Source organism: Anaerolineales bacterium, from assembly GCA_025808555.1.
Taxonomy (GTDB): domain Bacteria; phylum Chloroflexota; class Anaerolineae; order Anaerolineales; family UBA11579; genus JAMCZK01.
In genome coordinates this window covers 466,611-483,987 of the sequence record CP075526.1, presented here as the reverse complement: position 1 = coordinate 483,987, position 17,377 = coordinate 466,611, and the positions used below count along the sequence as shown (strand labels likewise).

General features: G+C 63.2%; 17 protein-coding genes and 1 tRNA gene. 10 read left to right on the top strand and 8 right to left on the bottom strand.

The annotated features are described in order from the left end of the window. Nucleotides 1-36: 36 nt before the first annotated feature. Genes KIT08_02635 through KIT08_02620 form a run of 4 tightly spaced genes read left to right on the top strand, consistent with a single transcriptional unit; the run spans nt 37 to nt 2,745 of the window. The gene (locus KIT08_02635) at nt 37-849 is read left to right on the top strand and encodes an SDR family NAD(P)-dependent oxidoreductase (protein ID UYN90144.1); all 813 of its coding nucleotides are present in this window, start codon (nt 37-39) and stop codon (nt 847-849) included. A 55-nt stretch (nt 850-904) separates the two neighbouring features. Next, on the top strand, nt 905-1,570 hold the full coding sequence (locus tag KIT08_02630; GenBank protein UYN90143.1) for an META domain-containing protein: 666 nt from the start codon (nt 905-907) through the stop codon (nt 1,568-1,570). 5 nt (nt 1,571-1,575) lie between these two features. Continuing rightward, entirely contained in the window at nt 1,576-1,824 is a 249-nt protein-coding gene (locus KIT08_02625; protein ID UYN90142.1) for a DUF1272 domain-containing protein, read from the top strand. Nucleotides 1,825-1,857: 33 nt separating this feature from the next. After that, nucleotides 1,858-2,745, top strand: coding sequence for an EamA family transporter (locus tag KIT08_02620; protein UYN90141.1), 888 nt, complete (start codon nt 1,858-1,860; stop codon nt 2,743-2,745). Here KIT08_02620 and KIT08_02615 read toward each other — a convergent pair. The 5 genes from KIT08_02615 to KIT08_02595 all read right to left on the bottom strand — a co-directional run bounded on the left by KIT08_02615 (nt 2,729) and on the right by KIT08_02595 (nt 7,932). Further along, nucleotides 2,729-3,202, bottom strand: coding sequence for an isoprenylcysteine carboxylmethyltransferase family protein (locus KIT08_02615; protein ID UYN90140.1), 474 nt, complete (start codon nt 3,200-3,202; stop codon nt 2,729-2,731). The two genes, KIT08_02620 and KIT08_02615, sit on opposite strands and share 17 nt — an antisense overlap. A gap of 3 nt (nt 3,203-3,205) precedes the next feature. Further along, nucleotides 3,206-4,180: an ABC transporter permease gene (locus tag KIT08_02610; GenBank protein ID UYN90139.1), complete on the bottom strand. Its 975-nt coding sequence runs from the start codon at nt 4,178-4,180 to the stop codon at nt 3,206-3,208. Beyond that, complete coding sequence (locus KIT08_02605) at nt 4,173-5,216, bottom strand: ABC transporter permease (GenBank protein ID UYN90138.1); 1,044 nt, start codon at nt 5,214-5,216, stop codon at nt 4,173-4,175. Before KIT08_02605 ends, KIT08_02610 begins: the two co-directional genes overlap by 8 nt. Further along, on the bottom strand, nt 5,213-6,670 hold the full coding sequence (locus tag KIT08_02600; protein ID UYN90137.1) for an ATP-binding cassette domain-containing protein: 1,458 nt from the start codon (nt 6,668-6,670) through the stop codon (nt 5,213-5,215). Before KIT08_02600 ends, KIT08_02605 begins: the two co-directional genes overlap by 4 nt. Nucleotides 6,671-6,753: 83 nt before the next feature. Then, nucleotides 6,754-7,932, bottom strand: a complete 1,179-nt coding sequence (locus tag KIT08_02595) for a BMP family ABC transporter substrate-binding protein (protein ID UYN90136.1) — start codon at nt 7,930-7,932, stop codon at nt 6,754-6,756. A gap of 343 nt (nt 7,933-8,275) precedes the next feature. On the opposite strand from KIT08_02595, the gene KIT08_02590 reads away from it, so the two are divergent. Continuing rightward, nucleotides 8,276-9,223 carry an FAD-binding oxidoreductase gene (locus KIT08_02590; GenBank protein ID UYN90135.1) on the top strand — a complete coding sequence of 316 codons (948 nt, stop codon included), beginning with the start codon at nt 8,276-8,278 and terminating at the stop codon, nt 9,221-9,223. Between the two features lie 315 nt (nt 9,224-9,538). Here KIT08_02590 and pckA read toward each other — a convergent pair whose 3' ends face one another. Beyond that, nucleotides 9,539-11,182, bottom strand: a complete 1,644-nt coding sequence (pckA, locus tag KIT08_02585; GenBank protein ID UYN90134.1) for a phosphoenolpyruvate carboxykinase (ATP) — start codon at nt 11,180-11,182, stop codon at nt 9,539-9,541. A gap of 100 nt (nt 11,183-11,282) precedes the next feature. Here pckA and mgtE point away from each other — a divergent pair, with 100 nt between their 5' ends. Then, nucleotides 11,283-12,665, top strand: coding sequence for a magnesium transporter (mgtE, locus tag KIT08_02580; protein ID UYN90133.1), 1,383 nt, complete (start codon nt 11,283-11,285; stop codon nt 12,663-12,665). 104 nt (nt 12,666-12,769) lie between these two features. Here mgtE and KIT08_02575 read toward each other — a convergent pair. Beyond that, a tRNA-Arg gene (locus KIT08_02575) sits at nt 12,770-12,843 on the bottom strand. Between the two features lie 63 nt (nt 12,844-12,906). On the opposite strand from KIT08_02575, the gene KIT08_02570 reads away from it, so the two are divergent. Further along, on the top strand, nt 12,907-13,899 hold the full coding sequence (locus KIT08_02570; protein UYN90132.1) for a Gfo/Idh/MocA family oxidoreductase: 993 nt from the start codon (nt 12,907-12,909) through the stop codon (nt 13,897-13,899). Here KIT08_02570 and KIT08_02565 read toward each other — a convergent pair whose 3' ends face one another. Further along, nucleotides 13,900-15,405 (bottom strand): serine hydrolase, encoded by a 1,506-nt coding sequence (locus KIT08_02565; protein ID UYN90131.1) that lies wholly within the window; start codon nt 15,403-15,405, stop codon nt 13,900-13,902. A 104-nt stretch (nt 15,406-15,509) separates the two neighbouring features. Between KIT08_02565 and KIT08_02560 the strand changes: the two genes are divergently transcribed. The 3 genes from KIT08_02560 to KIT08_02550 are packed head-to-tail and all read left to right on the top strand — an operon-like array spanning nt 15,510 to nt 17,376. Then, nucleotides 15,510-16,466: a proline dehydrogenase family protein gene (locus tag KIT08_02560; GenBank protein ID UYN90130.1), complete on the top strand. Its 957-nt coding sequence runs from the start codon at nt 15,510-15,512 to the stop codon at nt 16,464-16,466. Beyond that, nucleotides 16,466-16,948 (top strand): DinB family protein, encoded by a 483-nt coding sequence (locus KIT08_02555; GenBank protein UYN90129.1) that lies wholly within the window; start codon nt 16,466-16,468, stop codon nt 16,946-16,948. The genes KIT08_02560 and KIT08_02555 overlap by 1 nt, the downstream gene beginning before the upstream one ends. Then, a complete protein-coding gene (locus KIT08_02550; GenBank protein ID UYN90128.1) occupies nt 16,945-17,376 on the top strand; it encodes a dTDP-4-dehydrorhamnose 3,5-epimerase family protein in 432 nt (143 codons plus the stop codon). Before KIT08_02555 ends, KIT08_02550 begins: the two co-directional genes overlap by 4 nt. Nucleotide 17,377: the final 1 nt, after the last annotated feature.

The window sequence follows — 17,377 nt, the reverse complement described above, 5'->3', positions numbered from 1 at the left end:
TATGCTGTTTAGGGGCCGCCGGGCGTTAGTGCAACTATGGGAAACAAAGATCTTTTAGAAAAAGTTGTTCTGCTTACGGGTGCCTCAGCCGGCATTGGCGCCGCCACGGCGCGCCAGCTGGCGGCAGCTGGTGCCCACCTGGCGCTGGCAGCCCGCCGCCAGACCCGCCTGCGCCGCCTGGCGGTTGAGATCGCCGGGCAGGGCGGGCAGATCCTGGTGGTCAAGACCGACCTGAGCGACTATACGCAGATCCGCCGCCTGGTGCGCCGCACCTTGGCCGTCTTTGGCCGCATAGATGTGCTGGTCAATATTGCGGGTTGGGGATCGTACAGTTGGATGGATACCGCCAAGGCCAAGCACCTCGAGACCCAGTTTGCCGTCAACGTGCTGGCGCCTTTGCATCTGACCCGCTTGCTGCTGCCTGATATGCAGCGCCGCCGCTCCGGCCATATCATCAACATGGTCTCGTATGCCAGCCGGGTGGCAGTACCCCCGCAGACCATTTACGCGGGCACCAAGTACGCCCTTGAAGGACTTACGGATGGGCTGCGCCGCGAGCTGCGGCCCTGGGGTATCCATGTTTCACGCGTCCATCCGGGCGGCGTCAGCGGCACGGAGTTCAATGACCTGGCCGCTCGGCGCGGCGGCGTTGGCTTTCAGTCGCCCGGGGTGGGCAACCTCAGCCGCGAGTCCGTGGCGCGCGCCATTCATCGCCTCATCCTGCACCCGCGGCGCGAGCTGATGCTGGGCCGTTTATACGATGTGCCCGCCTTCATTAACCGTTATGCGCCGTGGCTGGTGGACTGGGCTATGGCCTGGTGGGTGCGCCGCAAACGAAAGATGTTCTGAGTTAGCGATACAATGGCCGAACGCTTGTGGGAGGCCCTGTTTGAGAACTCACTATTTGCTTCTTCCCCTACTGTTGGCTTTGGTTGCATGCACTCCTGTTGCAGGCGGCGGCTATCCCGGTCGCTACCAGGCCAACCTTGAACGTGAAACGGTGATCCTTTGGCTGAATGCCAATGGCGACGCCACGCTGTCACAAGACCCCGGTGATGGCCAGGCGCCTCGCGTGGATGTGGGCGACTGGATTGGCAGCCAGGATTCATTGGACCTCAATTTTGACGCTGCCGTGCTGACCTTCGGCCGCGAGGATGATGATTCGCTCGTATTGGTGGATGATCTCAACGGCATTGCCCCGGCCGGGCTGGCGCTGCAGCCCACCATGGCGCTGATGGACACGCGCTGGGTCTGGCTGCAGACCGTGGCCAACGGCCAACCCACCCAGCCCAGCACGCGGGATGCGTTCGTGCTCACGTTCAATGACATGGGCTATGCCAGCATGGAGACCGATTGCAACTCAGGGCAGGGTGCCTTCCTGGTTGGCGCCGGGCGGCAGCTCAGCATGCCGCTGATCGCCACCACGCGCATGTTCTGCGAAGGCTCCAACGAAGGCGACTTCTACGCCCAGCTTGGCCTGGTGGAAAGCTACAGCCTCACGGCCGACGGTGTGCTGGAGCTGCACCTGGGCGGTGACGGCGGCACGATGGAATTCTCGCCTGAGGCCTAAGCTGCATGCTGCAACTGCGACCCAACTGTGAATGCTGCAATGTGGATCTGCCGCCCGAGGCGCAGGCCTACATCTGCTCGTTCGAGTGCACCTTTTGCGCAGACTGCGCGCGGGACAAGCTGAACTTCGTGTGCCCCAACTGCGGCGGCGGGCTGGTGCGCCGACCCGTGCGCCCGGCAGCGAAGCTGCTGAAGTATCCCGCGTCGACCGAGCGGGTCTACAAGCCCGAAGGCTGCGCGGCCAAGCCCGCTTAGTCTGCTTTCCCTTCTTCTTTTAGGAGTCTATCCATGAGCAATGCGTTTCTGTACGTCATCACCGTGCTGATTTGGGGTTCCACATGGCTGGCGATCAAGCTCCAGCTGGGCACGGTGGCGCCAGAGCTTTCGGTGGCGTATCGTTTTCTTCTGGCAGCATTGATATTGTTCGTATACAGCAAGTGGCGCGGGCTCAACTTGCGCTTCAGCCGCAGCCAGCACGCCTTCATGGCGCTGCAAGGGCTGATGCTCTTCTCGCTCAACTATGTCATGGTGTATTTCTCAGAGACCTATGTCACCAGCGGCTTGGTGGCAGTGTTGTTCTCGGCTGTCATCATTCTCAATGTCATGTTCGGCGCCATCTTCCTGCGCAATGCCGTGCAGGGGCGCGTGGTTGCCGGTGCGCTGGTTGGCGTGGTGGGCGTGGCGCTCATCTTCTGGCCTGAACTGAGAGGTTTGCAGGTGGATAGCCTGAGGGCGCTGGGGATCGGGCTGGGGTTGTGCGCGGCGGTATCGGCCTCGCTGGGCAACATTGTGTCGGCGCGCAACCAGCGCGCCAATCTGCCCGTCATCCAGACCAACGCGTATGGCATGCTCTATGGCTCGCTGGCCACGCTGGCGTTTGCCGTACTGCGCGGCACGCAGTTCACCTTTGAGCTCTCGGCGGGCTATCTTGGCTCGTTGCTGTATCTGGCGCTGTTCGGCTCGGTGATCGCCTTCGGCAGCTACCTGACCCTGCTGGGCCGCATCGGTGCAGACCGTGTGGCGTATGTGAACGTGTTCGTGCCTGTGATCGCTCTGGCGCTATCCGCCATATTTGAGGGGCTTCATCTGGGCTGGTTCGAGTTCACGGGTGTGGCTCTGGTGCTGCTGGGCAATGCGATCGTGGTGGGTTCGAAGCGGCTCAAAGCTTCGGCTTGATGCGCGGCATCCAGCGCGGCACGCTGGCCTTGTATTGGCGGTAGCTTTCACCAAAGCGGCGTTCCAGCCCCGGCTCCTCGGAGAGTACAAAGTAGATGTGGTTGATGGAAACAAAGGCCACACCCCAGGCCAGCAAGGCAACTGAACCAAAATACAAGGCTTCGCCCAGCAAAATGCCGGCCACGCCGCTGATCATCGGATTGCGCACATAGCGATACGGCCCCACCGCCACCAGCGCCTGGGTTGGGTCCCACGGCGCCAGGGTGCCGCGGCCCACGCGCACGAATAGGCTTACACACCAGGCAAACAGGCTGAACCCAGCCGCGAACAACAGCACGCCGGCCGCCCGCTGCCAAAGCGCCGGCTCCCCGGCGCCAAACTGGCCCAGCAGATACGTGGGCACGATCACAGTGACTACAAAGGGCAGCAGCAAGACTGCCAGCATATGGCGCAGCATCGGCTAATTATCGTCCAGCAGGTCGCCCAGCGCGGCGGGTGGGGCGGCCTGCAGCAGCCCGCGCAAGGTCCGCCGCCAGGCGGCCGGCGGCCGCGCCAACAGCGGTGCGGCCAGCTTGCCGCTCACCAGCAGCAACACGGCGATCATCAGCAGCCAAGGCACAGCGTTGAACGCCACCAGCGCCACTTGCGGAAAGCTGCGCTGCAGCACCGTGGCCAGCGCCTTGGTGGCGCCGAACAGCACCGCGCCCAGCGCCCCGCGCACGGGTGACCAGCCGCCAAAGATCACAATCGCCAGGGCGATCCAGCCCATGCCGCGGGTGTGTCCCTCGGCCCAGCCGATCTTGACGTCCAGTGAATAGGCCGCCCCGGCAATGCCCACCAGCGCACCGCCCAGCACCGCATAGAGGTAGCGTAGCTTGCGCACGGCCACGCCGCGGGCGAAGGCCGCCTCAGGCCGCTCGCCGGCGCTGCGCAGCTCCAGCCCGGCGCGGGTGCGGAACAAGAACCACCACGTCACCGCCACCAAGAGCAGGGCGAAGTACACCACCGCGTCCTGACGGAAGAAGATCGGGCCGAGTACTGGAATGTCTTTGAGGATGGGGATGTGCATGGCTGGCACGCTGGGGCCGGGCAGGCGGGTGAAGCTCTGGCCGAGAAACGCGCTCAGGCTGTCGCCCAGCATGGCGAGCACAAAACCGATCGCCACCTGATTCTGGCGCAGGTGCAGGCTACCAAAGGCCACGATGAGCGCCATCAGCGCGCCCACCGCGGCGGCCGAGGCGAAGCCCAGCAGCAGGCTGCCGCTCAGCAGAGCAGCCACGAAACCGGCCAGCGCCGAGAGCAGCAGGCTGCCATCCATGGAAAGATTGATGACGCCGGCCCGCTCGCTGATCGTTTCGCCGCATACGGCAATGATCAGCGGGGCCGACTGCAGCAGGATGCTGCCGAAAATGGCGATGAGTTGGGTGCTATCCATTCTTTGCACTCCCGCCACGCCTGAGGGCGCGGCGCACGCGTTCGTAATTGCCGAACAGCAGCACCAGCAGCACCAGCACGCCAGTCAGGATATCGCCCAGAGCCGAGTGCAGCTGTGTGCGGAGTTGTAACGTAATACTGCCGTTGAGCACGGCGGAGAAGAAGAAGGCCACTAGCGGCGTCAGCACCAGGCGGAAGCCTGCCAGCAGCACCACCATCAGCGCCAGGTAGCCAATGCCGCCTGAGATGCTTTGGCGCAGGCTGTCGAACCAACTGAGCACGCGCACGCCGCCGCCCAGCCCGGCCAGCGCGCCACACAGCGCCATCGCCAGCAGCATCTCGCGGCGGCTGGAAACGCCCAGCAGGAACGCCGAGCGGGCGTTTTGGCCCAGCGCCTTGAGGCGCAGCCCCCAATGGCCATTGGTCAGTGCCAGCGCCACCGCCGCGAAGGCCAGCAACGCCAGAGCCAGCGAGAGCAGGCTCAGGCGCGAATTCTCGAATAGGGGCAGCAGGGCGTGGGCGCCAAACGGCTGCGTGCCGCGGAAGCTGCCGCCCTCTGGTGGCTGCCAGGGGCCAGCGATCAGGTAATTGGTGAGCAGGATGGCAAGATTGTTCAAGGCCAGCCCGCCAAAGATCTCGTGCACGCCGCCGCGTGTCTTCAATAAGCCAGCCAGCGCCGCCCACAAGGCGCCGCCCGCCATCGCGGCCAGTAGCTCCAGCGGGATCTGCAGGCCGGCGGGCAGCTCGACCCGCAGCGCCACCCAGCTGGCAGCGATGGCGCCCATGATGATCTGGCCTTCGATACCAATGTTCCACAGACCGGCTTTGAAGGTGAGCAGCAGCCCGCTGGCTGCCAGCAGCAGCGGCACCAGAAAGGCCAGCACGCTGTATACACGTGCGCTGGTGCCAAAGGCGCCCTGCCACATGGCGGCATACGCATCAATGGGCGATGTGCCCATCGCCAGCAAAAGCAGCGTGGTCACCAGGAATGCGGCCAACCCGGGCAACAGCGGCCAGATGCGCTCCAGCCGGCTCACAGCGCGCCGCCAATCAAATGGCCCAGCTCATCCGCGGTGGTTTCCGCGGCGAGCAGGCTGCGCAGCAGCCGCCCGCCCGAGAACACCGCGATCACGTCGCTGCGCGCCGCGATCTCGTCCAGGTCGGCCGAGATGAACATGATCGCCGTACCCTGGGCGCGGCGCCGGTCGAGCTGTTCCCAGATCCAGTCCGTTGAGCGAATATCCAGCCCGCGGGTGGGGTGTTCCATCAGGATCAGTTTCAAATTCTGCGGCAGCATGGCGAACAAAAAGCGCTGCTGGTTGCCGCCGGATAAGTTCTCAATATACGACTCAGGCTGTCCCACCACCTGGTAGGTGCCGATGTGCTGCGCCGCCAGTTGGCGGTTGGACGGCCAGTCCACTAGCACTCCGTGGGCCTGGCTCACCAGCGCCATGTGCTCGGTCAGGGTCAGGCCGGCGATCAGGCCCTCTTCCAGGCGGCCGGCCGGTAAATAGGCCACGCCGTGCTGGCGGGCTTGTGGGTAGTTCCATTCAGTTTGGCTTTCGCCACCCAGCTGCAGGCTGCCGCCGCTCAGCGGCAGCAGCCCGGCGCAAGCGCGCAGTAGCAGCTCCTGCCCACTGCCCTCCAGCCCGGCCAGGCCGAGCACCTGCCCGGCCTGCAATTGCAGGCTCACCGGCTCCAACTCCAGGCGCGTACTGCGCACGGAGATATGTTGAAGCTGCAACAGCATGTCTCCGTGCGCAGTCTGGCGAGCGGGCCGCGGCGCCAACTCGTCAAACATGAGGCTCACCAGTTCCTCGTTGGGGCAGGGTAGCGGCAGGCCGCCCACCAGGCGTCCCTTGCGTAGCACATAGGCATAGTCGCACAGCTCTTGCACTTCATCCAGTTTGTGCGACACCAATATCAGGGTCTTACCTTCTTCGCGCGCCAGGGTGCGCATGGAGGCGAACAGGATGTCCTTCTGTTCTGCGCTGATGCCAGTGGTCGGCTCGTCCAATATCAGCACTTGCGCGCCGCCCGCCAGCAAACGCAGCAGATCCAGCTGTTGGCGCTCACCCATGCTCAATTCACTCGTATGTTCGTGGGGGTCAATATCGAAGCCGTAGCGCTGCGCCAGCGCTGCCAGCGTTCGGGCGGCTTGCCGCGGGCTTTCGCCCCCGGCGGCCCGGCCCAGCAAGTAATTCTCCAGTACGGTGAAGACCGGCACGTCCAGCGGCTCCTGGTACAGCATGCCGACGCCAGCTGCCAGCGCCTGGCGCGGCGAGGCGAACTGCTGGGGCGTACCCCTTAGCACAATTTCGCCGCGGTCTGGCTGCTGGTAGCCCGACAGGATCTTCATCAGCGTGCTCTTGCCGGCACCGTTCTCGCCCAGCAGGCCGTAAATGCGGCCCGGCTCGAACTGGATCGAGATCTCGTCGTTGGCAACCAGCGTTCCAAATTGTTTGTGGATCGCGTTGAGGTGTACTTGCATGATGATGTCAGCTGAGTAGACCAGAAAAATCCGTGCTGGCTGCCGCAATTTTGCGGCAGCCAGCACGTTGGTCCTCGTTGCTGCTACTGGCTGGGGCCGTTCATCCCTTCCAGCAGCTGGGGTAGATACCAGATCTCTTCATCGGTGCCTACTGCCCCCGCCGCGATGTACGCTGTGCCGTCTTGCAGGTTGATGGGACCGGACCACACGGCCACTTCACCGCTGGCCAGCTTGCTGATGTAGTCGGCCAGGTTGGCGGCCGCTTCTTCGCTCAGGCCAGGCCCGTTCAGCCAACCCACCGAGCTGCTGTCCAGATCGCTGAGGTCATCCCAGTTCGGGCCGTTCCACAACCAGCTCTGGCTCCACTCACCTTCGATGACGGCGGTGGCGACGGCCAGATAGTCCGGCCCCCAGTTGAAGAAGGGTACACCCAGGCAGATGTCGGGCGCATTGTCGCAGGCGCCGAGATAGTCGTAGGGTATCGCCCATACGGTGTCACCGGCCGCTGCGCGCTGGCCGGCCACGTTGATGGCTTCGGTGGTGTCGATTCCGCTCAGCACAACGTCAACACCGGTGTCGAGGAAGTTGGTAGTCACCTCGGTGGGGTCGCTGGTGACGCCGGGGATGTTGAACCAGAAGCCGATCCAGCTCACGGTGAATTCCAGGTCATCCGGGTTCTCGCCGCGGTAGGTCTCGTAGCAGTGGCGGGCGCCCAGGTAGGCCGAAGCCGTCAGGCGCAAAGTCTCATGGTTGATCAGCGGGCCAACGTAGCCCAGCTGGCCGGTCTGCGTGGTCAGCGCCGCGGCGCAGCCCGCAACCGCCTTCATCTCTTCCATGCGGCCCATCACATTGCTCAGGTTGGCGGGTGCTTCTCCGGTGAGGGCGTCATCACCGGAGACATTGACGAAGACCACATCCGGGTACTTGGCTGCCACCGTGGTGGTGTCCTCTTCGAACTCATCCGAAGTGGTGAAGATGAGCGTGGCGCCTTGCGCCACCATTTCGTCCACCACGCCTTCCAGCGTGGCCTCCGGCTTGTCGGCCGGGTTGAGCAGATCGAATACGATCATTTCCGCGCCGGGCAGGTGCTCGACGACATACTGGCCGCCCTCATAGTGCGCCTGGCTCCAGCCATGGTCGTTCTGCGGGCCGACCAGGATCATGCCAAAAGTGAAGCCTTCACCGCTGGCGCTGCTGCCGCCACAGGCGGCCAGCAGCAGGGCGGCCAGGGTGAGAAAAGCAAAAATCGGTTTTCGAGACATTCCACTCCTCCAAGTTCTAGTTAATGAAGCCGAGAAATAAAAAGCTGAGGTAGGTGAGCTCGCTCTCGGGTCACCTCCTCAGCTTTGATGTTCGCTTTGACTTGGTTGTGCAATGCGGGAAAACAAACGTCCCATCAAGATGATGGGACGTGATTTCGGCTGGGTCTTACACTCCTCCCCGTGTGGCTTCGATACCGGGGGGAGGTAGAAGCCGTGCATGCGTCCTTATGGAGTAGGCGTATACATGGCGGTTGGTGAGGGTAAGGCCACAATATACAGGCATTTTAAGCCTGAGTCAAGCTTTTTGCGAGGATTGGTACAAAGTGGGTCTAGAATGATAGGCATGACGCAACGATCCGCCCTCGTGCTCGGCTGCGGCGTGTCCGGCCTGAGCAGCGGCATCCTGCTCCTGCAGGCCGGGTACGCCGTCACCATCTGGGCCCGTGAACTGCCGCCGCACACCACCTCCAACCAGGCCGCCGCGCTGTGGTTCCCGTACCTGGCGCATCCTATTGAGCGGGTTGGCCCCTGGGCCAGCGCCACGCTTGCGTATTTCAAGCAACACCTGCTGCCTGACCCGGCCAGCGGCTGCCGCCCGACCCTGGTGCAGGACCTGTACGCCCACCCGGTCGAGACGCCCTGGTGGGCGGGGGCGGTGGCCGGCTACCGCCGCCTGGCAGCCGCCGAGCTGCCCGCCGGCTATGTGGACGGCTTTGAAACCGAGTCGGTCGTGATCGATACCAGCGCGTACATGGACTACTTGGTGGCGTGGTTCTTGCGCCTGGGTGGGAATATTACTCAACGCGAGGTAGCAAGCTTGGACCAGGCGCTGGCCGAGAGCAAGTTGGTGGTCAATTGCACCGGGCTGGGCTCACGCCAGTTGGCCGGTGATACCAGCCTGTATCCGGTGCGCGGCCAAACTGTGAAAGTGCGCCCGAATGGAGTGGTACACAGCATCCTGGATGACGAAGGGCCGAACGGGCTGGGTTACATCATCCCGCGCAGCGCGGATATCGTGCTGGGCGGTACGGCGCAAGCCGACGACTGGGATACCACCGTGCGCGCCGCAGACCAGGCCGAGATCCTGGCCAAGGCGGCCAACCTGCACCCCGCCTTCGGCGAGGTGCAGGTGGTTGGCGCAGGCGTAGGCCTGCGCCCGGTGCGCCACGAAGTGCGCCTGGAGGCTGAAACTCTTGGGAAGACTCGCGTAATCCATAATTACGGACATGGTGGCGCTGGTTTTACTTTAAGCTGGGGATGTGCAGAAGAAGTAGTGTCGCTGGGAACCTGACTCCTTAGTGCTTGTCATTCCGAAGCAGCGCTAATGATCCTTTGGCTATTTCAATATCCAGGCCAGATCTTTTATGCCCTAAAGGATTCCTCGCTTCGCTCGGAATGACAGGATCGCCATCATTGTCATTGCGAGGAGTAGGCGCTGCGTAGCAGCGGCAACCGTCGAAGCAATCCCCAGGCTTTACGCAAGCACAAGTGGAGATTGCTTCGTTGTTCAGCGGCTCCGCCGCCTCACGTCCTCGCAATGACGTTAAACAACAAAAAATAGAGCGCAGCTAAGGCTGCGCTCTTTTTTTTTTGAGATTGTTTTTAGCTACCGCCCAGCCACCGGACCGGCGCCCTTGATCGCCGCGCTGGCGCTGCCCTCGAAGCGTTTGAAGTTCTTGTGGAACTCGGCGGCCAGCTTGGCCGCCTGCGCGTCGTAGGCGGCCTTGTCGGCCCAGGTGTCACGCGGGTTCAGCACCTCGCTGGGCACGTCCGGCGCGCTGGTGGGGATCGCCAGGCCGAACACCGGGTCCGTCTGCGTGGCCACGCCGTCCAGCTTGCCTTCCACCGCGGCGTGCACCATGGCACGCGTATAGTCGATCTTCATGCGGCTGCCCACGCCGTAGGGGCCGCCGGTCCAGCCGGTGTTGACCAGCCAGGCCTGTGTGTTGTGCTTGCGCATCTTCTCGGCCAGCATCTCAGCGTAGACCGTCGGGTCCCACACCATGAACACCTCGCCGAAGCAGGCCGAGAAGGTGGCCTGCGGCTCGGTGACGCCGCGCTCGGTGCCGGCCAGCTTGGCCGTGTAGCCGGAGAGGAAGTAGTACATCGCCTGCTCGGGCGTCAGCTTGGAGATCGGCGGCAACACGCCCCAGGCATCCGCGGTCAGGAACACAATGTGGTTGGGGTGGCCGGCCATGCCATCAGGGTCTGTATTTGAGTTGAAGTTGAGGGGGTATGCGGAGCGAGTGTTCTCGGTGATCTCGTCACTGTCCAGATTCAGAGTGCGGTCTGGATTGAGCACCACATTCTCCAGTACGGTGCCATAACGATGCGAAGCCGCCCAGATATCCGGCTCGGCTTTCTGGGAGAGCTTGATGACCTTGGCGTAGCAGCCGCCCTCCAGGTTGAAGACGCCGTTATCACTCCAGCCGTGCTCGTCGTCGCCGATCAGGGCTCGCGAGGGGTCGGCCGAGAGGGTGGTCTTGCCCGTACCCGACAGGCCGAAGAAAAGCGCCGTGCGCCGGTCGCTGCCCACGTTGGCCGAGCAGTGCATCGAGAGCACGCCCTGCTTGGGCAGCAGATAGTTGAGCGATGAGAAGATCGACTTCTTGAGCTCGCCGGCGTAGCGCGTGCCGCCGATCAGCACCATCTTCTTGGCCAGGTTGAGCACGATGAACGTGCCAGAGCGCACGCCGTCCGTCTTCGGGTTGGCCTGCAGCTCGGGCGCGTGCAGCACGGTGAACTCGGCTTCAAAATTGCTCAGATCGGCCTTGTGGCGGAACATGTTCTTGACGAACAGCATGTGCCAGGCCGAGGTGGATACAAAACGTACCGGCATCTCGTAGGCCGGGTCGGCGCAGGCATACACCTCGCGCACATAGAGTTTGTCTTGCTTGTTGAGATGGGCGACCATCTTCTGGTGCAGACGGTCAAAGTATTTCTCGCTGATCTCGGTGTTGACCTTGCCCCAGTGCACATCGTTCTCACTGTAGGCTTCGCGCACCACGAAGCGGTCCTTGGGTGAGCGCCCGGTGTGCGGGGTGGTGACCGCGTTCAGCGGGCCGGCCGCGGTGAGCTGGATCTCGCCATTGCGCACGGCGTGCTCATAGCTTTCGGCTGTGGTCAGGTTGTAAATGGCCTTCTTCAGGCTCAAGGCAGCCGGTTTGTTGGCTACAGGTTTGCGTTTCGTTGTTGTCTTGGTCGTCTTTTTGCTGGTGGCTTTGCGCTGCAACTTCTTTTTGACCGGCATTCAATCTCCTCGGGATCGGGGTCGTTGATAGCTCTAAAAATTGTATCAGCAATCGGTTGGCGGTTAAAATCGCCGCTGCGAGGGCCTTATGAAAAGTCAGATGAATGAGAAGAAGCGTACCAAGAGCGCACTGGTGAACACTGAGCAGTTGGAGCGCAATATCCGTGAGGCGCTGACCCGCCGCCAGAACACAGCGCTGAAAGCCGCTCTGGAGCACCAGCACCCGGCAAACATTGCCGATGTGATGGAGCGCCTCAATACCGGCCAGCGCCGCCGCGTCTTCGCCGCCCTGGAGCTGGAGCGCCAGGCCGCCGTGCTCGGCGAGCTGCCGCCCAACCTGGTGCGCCAGGTGGCTGGCCCGCTGAAGGTGGGCCAGATCGCCGCCATTGTGGACCAGATGCCCATGGACGAGGCGGCCCAGATCGTGCCGCTGTTCCCGCGCCGCCGCTCGGTGATCCTCGAGGCGATGGATGCGCAGCACGCTCTCGACATCCAGCGCCTGCTGCAGTACTCCATCCACAGCGCCGGTCGCATGATGACCGAGAAGTTCGTGCGCGTGCACAAAGATTGGCGCGCCGCCGAAACTCTGGTGCGCCTGCGCCGCATGAACGCCGCCGCCGAGACCCTGACCAATCTGTATGTCGTGGATGACGAAGACCGCCTGGAAGGCGTGGTCTCGCTGCGCGAGGTGGTAGTGGCCCCGGCCCGCAAGAAACTGGGCGAGCTGATGAACACCCAACTGGTCAGCGTCACGCCCGAGACCGACCGTGAAGAGGTGGCCCGCCTGCTCTCGCACTACGATTATCTGGCTATGCCCGTGCTGGATGTGAGCGGGCGCATGCTCGGCATCATCCCGGTCGACGATGTGATCGACGTGCTGGCTGCCGAAAGCACCGAGGACATTCTGCGCTTCGGTGGTGTGGAAAGCGGCCCGGTGGACCAGCCCTATTTCACCATCCCCATCCGCACCGCCATCTCCCGCCGCATCGGCTGGCTGCTGCTGCTGTTCGTGGCCGAAACGCTGACCGGCATGGTGCTGCGCCATTTTGAGAGCGAGCTGGCCGCCGTGGTGGCGCTTTCGTTCTTCATCCCGCTGCTCATCGGCACCGGCGGCAACACCGGCGCCCAAACCGTCTCGACCCTGATCCGCGGCCTGGCCCTGGGCGAGGTGACCCCGCGCGACAGCTTCAAAGTCATCGGCCGCGAGCTATTCAGCGGCCTGCTCATCGGCCTATTGCTCGGCTCGGTCTCCTACATGCGCGCCAAGTTCTGGGGTTCCAGCGATGCGCTGGCCCTCACTGTGGCGCTCTCAGTGCTGGTCATCTGCACCTGGGCCAACACCATCGGCTCGCTGATCCCGTTGCTGGCCCAGCGCCTCAAGATCGACCCGGCCGCGGTCAGCGCCCCGCTCATCACGACCCTGGTGGACGCGACGGGTTTGGCTATTTACTTGTACATTGCGAAGACGGTTATGGGACTTTAGGGTTACTTAAAAGTGTAAGGAGTTTCGTCCCGAGCAAAGCTCGGTAACTCGGCGAAGCCGAGTAGAAACTCCCTAAAAGGTAAATGGCAAAGCCATTTGCCTAGCGCGCCCAGCAGGAGTCGAACCCACAACCTACTGATCCGAAGTCAGTCGCTCTGTCCAGTTGAGCTATGGGCGCATATTTCAATTATACAGTCTGCACTCAGCTATAACTTCCTCTCCTGTATACTCCCTCAAATACATGCCCGCATCCCGCCAACCAACCACCTGGGGCTTCGTCGCCGCCGGCAAGATGGCCGCCGCCATGGCGGCCGACCTGCGCTTTGCGCAGGGTAGCCGCGTTGGCGGCGTGTTCTCCCGTACGCCTGAGTCGGCGGCGGCCTTTGCCCGCCGCTTCGGCGGGCAGGCGTACGGCTCGCTGGACGCCATGCTGGCTGACCCGGCCATCGACGTGGTCTACGTCTCTTCGCCCAATAACCTGCACTATGAGCAAACGAAAGCCGCCTTGCTCGCAGGTAAGCCGGTGCTGTGCGAGAAGACCTTCACTCTCAACGCGCCCCAGCTGGCCGAACTCATCGAGTTGGCCCGTTCTCGCAAACTATTTCTGATGGAAGCGATGTGGGTGCGGTGGCTCCCGCTGGTCGCCAGGCTGCGAGAACTCCTGCAGCGCGGCGCAATCGGCCAGCCGCTGCACCTCAGCGCCGCGTTCTTCTCCCAGCCGCCCATCGTAGACGACAATCGCTTCTATAACCCGGCATTGGGCGGCGGTGCGCTGCTCGACCTTGGCATTTACCCCGTCTCCTTCGCCAGCCTGGTCTTCGGCCAGCCGCAGGAGATCATGTCCAAGGCTCTGCTGGCGCCCACTGGAGTAGATATCCGCTTCGCCGCCACGTTCCAATACGCCAGCGGCGCCACGGCGCAGCTGGCGGCTGGCTTCGACGGCCGCATGCGCCACGACATCATGCTGCTCGGCAGCGAGGGCAATATTCGCATCGAGATGGACCGCGGCGGTTGGAAAATGCGCCGCCTGCACCTGCAGCAAGGGGGCGGCACCCGCACTCTCACCGCGCCCTACAAAGGGCAGGGCTACGGCTACCAGGCCGCCGAGGTGGCCAGTTGCCTGGCAGCCGGCCAGCTGGAAAGCGAGGCCATGCCGCTGGATGAGTCACTGGCGATCATGCGCACGCTGGATACGCTACGGGCGCATTGGGGCATGCGCTACCCGGGCGAATAGCTACTCGTCCCGCGAGGGCAGGGTGTAGTAGTTGTATACCGTCTCGCTGAGGTCAGAGAAGATCACTGAAATCGGGTCGAACACCAGCTGCACCGGCTGGTAGAACGTGATCGCCAGCACATAGTCCCCGTTGGGGGTGAACACGATGCCGGCATCGCTCATTACATTGATGACCTGCGTATTCGGGTTGGTCACCCAGCCGTGTTTGTTGGCAACCCGGGTGCCCTCGGGCACGCCGGCCTGGATCAGGATGCCGATGCGGTTCTGGCTCAGGATCTCCAGCATGTCTTGGCATTCACCCTGGCTGATCTGGTCAGGGAACACGGCCCGCAGCGTGCCGCCGCCGTCCTGGGCGCACTGGTAGATGTCTGAGAGCAGCATGCCCATGTCCGTAGGCGTGGTCTGGTTGTAGGGGTCAGGGTCGGTGTTCACATCCGTGCGCTGGCTGGCAGGTGTGCTGTAGCGCTCCAGCAGCGGCGCCCCCAGGTAGAAGTAGCCGGCCAGGAAGGTGTTGTTCAGCCCCAGCTGGCGCATATCCTCGGTTACGCTGATCGGGGCGCGTGGCCCGCCGATCACTTCGCTCATGAGGGCGTCTGTGGCCTCGTTGAGCGATTGGGCGATCATCTCGCGGAACAGCTCCTGGATGCGCGCATCCGGCTCGGTGTCCAGGTTCTTGAAGGAGGACACCAGCACGGGGATCTTCATCAGGCTGGCGGCGGTGAAAGAGATATCCGGCTGGTTGGGCAGGTTGCTGCCCAGGCGGTAAATGAAGTGCAGATCCTGCCCGGTGGCCAGGTCTTGAAAGTAAATGTCAGCAATGCCGTCATAGCCCGCCACTTCAAGGATCTGCTGCATTTGCACTTGCAGGTTCTGCAGGTTGGGGCGGGCCGTGGCGGACTGTTGGATGCTCAGTGTGACCGTGCGCTGGGAAGGCGAGAACAGCGCATTCTCGATCTGGCTTACTGCATTTTCCATGTTGATGGTGGTGCCAGGCTCGCCCAGGCGGAACTGAGTGGTGCCGGCGATGGGCTGCGCCGGGCTGGGTGCCTTGTCGTAGCGCGCCGAGACTTCGTCTTGTAAATAGCGCAGCAACAGGCCCTCAGAGTAGGTAGCATCCAGCGGCACTTCCACCGGGTTGGATACGTTGCCCCACAAATAATCCCAGAAGCCGCCCCAGAAGGGCGAGCTGGTGCGCTGCTGGTCTGCCGCGGCGATCATGCCTTCAAGGTTCAGGCGGAACTCGGCCATGGCCGGGTCCATGTGAATGATGCTGTCGCCGTAGCGCAGCTCCACCGGCAGGTTATAGATGCGCAACAGGCGCTCGGCGGCTTGCTGGCGGCTGATGCCGCCCATGGGGATGCCTGCCACCACCAGGCCAGCGGGAAAGTTGGCGCGGTCACGGCTGTATAGAATGAGCTGAATGATCAGAAGAACGAGGGTGCTGATCAGCAAGAAGCTGGCAGCCAGGCGCATGAATGAAGAGCGCGGGCGGACGTAGAAACTCATAAGACGTTGCGAGTATATCGCATCCACTTGTGCGTGTTAGAATCCCGCGTATTAGGGTTGTATGAATGCAACCCTTCCTCCAAAAACTGCAACCCATAACGCTCATGCTACGTAGCTTTCTTATATATCTCTCACAAGCTGACTGGGCTCGTCGCCTCATCATGAGCCTGGGCGTCTCGCGGCGCATGGCGCGCCGCTTCGTCGCCGGCGACGAGCTGTCAGACGCCCTGCACGCCGTGCGCAGGCTCAACAATGACGGCATGCTTGCCACGCTCGACCTGCTGGGCGAGCACACAGCCGATGCGGCGGCTGCTAACGCCTCCACTGCCCGCATTATCGAGGCGGTGCAACAGATCGCCGAAAGCGGCGTGCGCTCCGGCGTGTCCATCAAGCTGACCCAGCTGGGCCTCAAGCTCGACCTGGCGCTGGTTGAAAGTAATCTGCGCCAGATTCTGCAGGCGGCCAGCGAGCGCCAGGTCTTCGTGCGCATTGATATGGAAGACTCCCCCTGGGTGGATACCACCCTGACCCTGTACCGCAAAATGCGCGCCGAAGGTTTGCATAATGTCGGCGTGGTCATCCAGTCGTACTTATATAGAAGCGAGGCTGACGTACTCGCTCTGATCGCCGAAGGTGCCCGTATCCGCGTCGTCAAGGGTGCTTACATGGAGCCGGCCGACCGCGCCTTCCCGGACAAGGCTGATGTGGATGCCGCCTACGACCGCCTGGCCGATCTGCTCTTGCATGCCGGCCACAGCGTGCTCGCCGCCGAGGGCGTGGCCGGCCCCTGGCCGCCCATGCTGGCCGTTGCCAGCCAGGACCTGGCCCGCATTCAGTTCGCCAAGCAGCACGCCGCCGAGCTGGGCATTCCCAAAACCCAGGTCGAGTTCCAGATGCTGTTTGGCATCCGCCGTGACCTGCAGCAGGCCTTGGCCGCCGAAGGCTACCCTGTGCGCATCTATGTGCCCTACGGCCGCGAGTGGTATCCCTACTTCATGCGCCGCCTGGCCGAGCGCCCGGCCAACCTGTGGTTTTTCCTGACCAATCTGGTGAGGCGCTGATGTCTGAACTCGCCCACGAACTGGCCGATGCGCTGCACAGCGAAGGGGAGAAGACCGCCGCCTTCTTCCGCGGCCTTACCCCAGAGCAGATGCAGACCCGCATCTATGAAGATGGCCTAGCCTGGAGCACGCATGACCTGCTGGCCCACTTTGTAGAGGTCGAAGGCTCGCTGGGCCGCATCATCCGGCGCATTGCCGAAACGGGCGAGGGCGTGCCGGCTGATTTCAACATCAACCGCTGGAACGCCCGCCACACCACTGAGATGAGCGAGCAACACGATGATGCCTGGCTCATCGAAGAGTTCGCCCGCCGCCGCGGCGAGAATGCGCACTGGGCTCGCAGCCTGACCGATGCCGACCTCGAACGCCGCGGCCGCCACCCGGCGCTCGGCGAAACCGAGATCAAGCATATGCTCAAGCTGCTGTATATCCATCTCCTCGGCCACCAGCGCGACATTAAGCGCACCCTCAAACTCGCATGAGCAGCCAGCCGCCCATCTCGGACATGCACCTGCTGCCCCAGCAGCCCGCACCCGACGGCGTGGTGCTGCTGCGCGAGACCGATCACATCCTGCGCCGCTTCGGCGAGCTGGCCCTGCACAACCTGGCGGCCGGCAGCATGGGCGCTTATGCGCTGCGCGTCGAGGCCGACCGGGTGCTCTTCGTCTTAGACGGTGCGGTGGATGCGCGCCTGCTGGACCTGCGCACCCAGTCGCCCAGTTACGGCGTACACACCAGTATCAGCCTGCAAGCCAATGCGCAAGCCATGCTGGTGCCGTTCGGCGTGGCCTGCAGCCTGGCGGCCGCGGCTGACGCCCGCGTGCTGTGGCTTAGCACGCATAGCCAGCCGCACGCCAGCGATCGTCACGCCACCCCAGACGAACTCAAGCAGTTTGGCGCGGCCACCTAAG

Excerpts from the sequence above, each read along its gene's own strand:
- KIT08_02635 (UYN90144.1), top strand. The coding sequence starts at position 37 with ATGGGAAACAAAGATCTTTTAGAAAAAGTTGTTCTGCTTACGGGTGCC.
- KIT08_02625 (UYN90142.1), top strand. The coding sequence starts at position 1,576 with ATGCTGCAACTGCGACCCAACTGTGAATGCTGCAATGTGGATCTGCCG.
- KIT08_02620 (UYN90141.1), top strand. The coding sequence starts at position 1,858 with ATGAGCAATGCGTTTCTGTACGTCATCACCGTGCTGATTTGGGGTTCC.
- KIT08_02615 (UYN90140.1), bottom strand. The coding sequence starts at position 3,202 with ATGCTGCGCCATATGCTGGCAGTCTTGCTGCTGCCCTTTGTAGTCACT.
- KIT08_02610 (UYN90139.1), bottom strand. The coding sequence starts at position 4,180 with ATGGATAGCACCCAACTCATCGCCATTTTCGGCAGCATCCTGCTGCAG.
- KIT08_02600 (UYN90137.1), bottom strand. The coding sequence starts at position 6,670 with ATGCAAGTACACCTCAACGCGATCCACAAACAATTTGGAACGCTGGTT.
- KIT08_02595 (UYN90136.1), bottom strand. The coding sequence starts at position 7,932 with ATGTCTCGAAAACCGATTTTTGCTTTTCTCACCCTGGCCGCCCTGCTG.
- KIT08_02590 (UYN90135.1), top strand. The coding sequence starts at position 8,276 with ATGACGCAACGATCCGCCCTCGTGCTCGGCTGCGGCGTGTCCGGCCTG.
- pckA (UYN90134.1), bottom strand. The coding sequence starts at position 11,182 with ATGCCGGTCAAAAAGAAGTTGCAGCGCAAAGCCACCAGCAAAAAGACG.
- mgtE (UYN90133.1), top strand. The coding sequence starts at position 11,283 with ATGAATGAGAAGAAGCGTACCAAGAGCGCACTGGTGAACACTGAGCAG.
- KIT08_02570 (UYN90132.1), top strand. The coding sequence starts at position 12,907 with ATGCCCGCATCCCGCCAACCAACCACCTGGGGCTTCGTCGCCGCCGGC.
- KIT08_02565 (UYN90131.1), bottom strand. The coding sequence starts at position 15,405 with ATGAGTTTCTACGTCCGCCCGCGCTCTTCATTCATGCGCCTGGCTGCC.
- KIT08_02560 (UYN90130.1), top strand. The coding sequence starts at position 15,510 with ATGCTACGTAGCTTTCTTATATATCTCTCACAAGCTGACTGGGCTCGT.
- KIT08_02555 (UYN90129.1), top strand. The coding sequence starts at position 16,466 with ATGTCTGAACTCGCCCACGAACTGGCCGATGCGCTGCACAGCGAAGGG.
- KIT08_02550 (UYN90128.1), top strand. The coding sequence starts at position 16,945 with ATGAGCAGCCAGCCGCCCATCTCGGACATGCACCTGCTGCCCCAGCAG.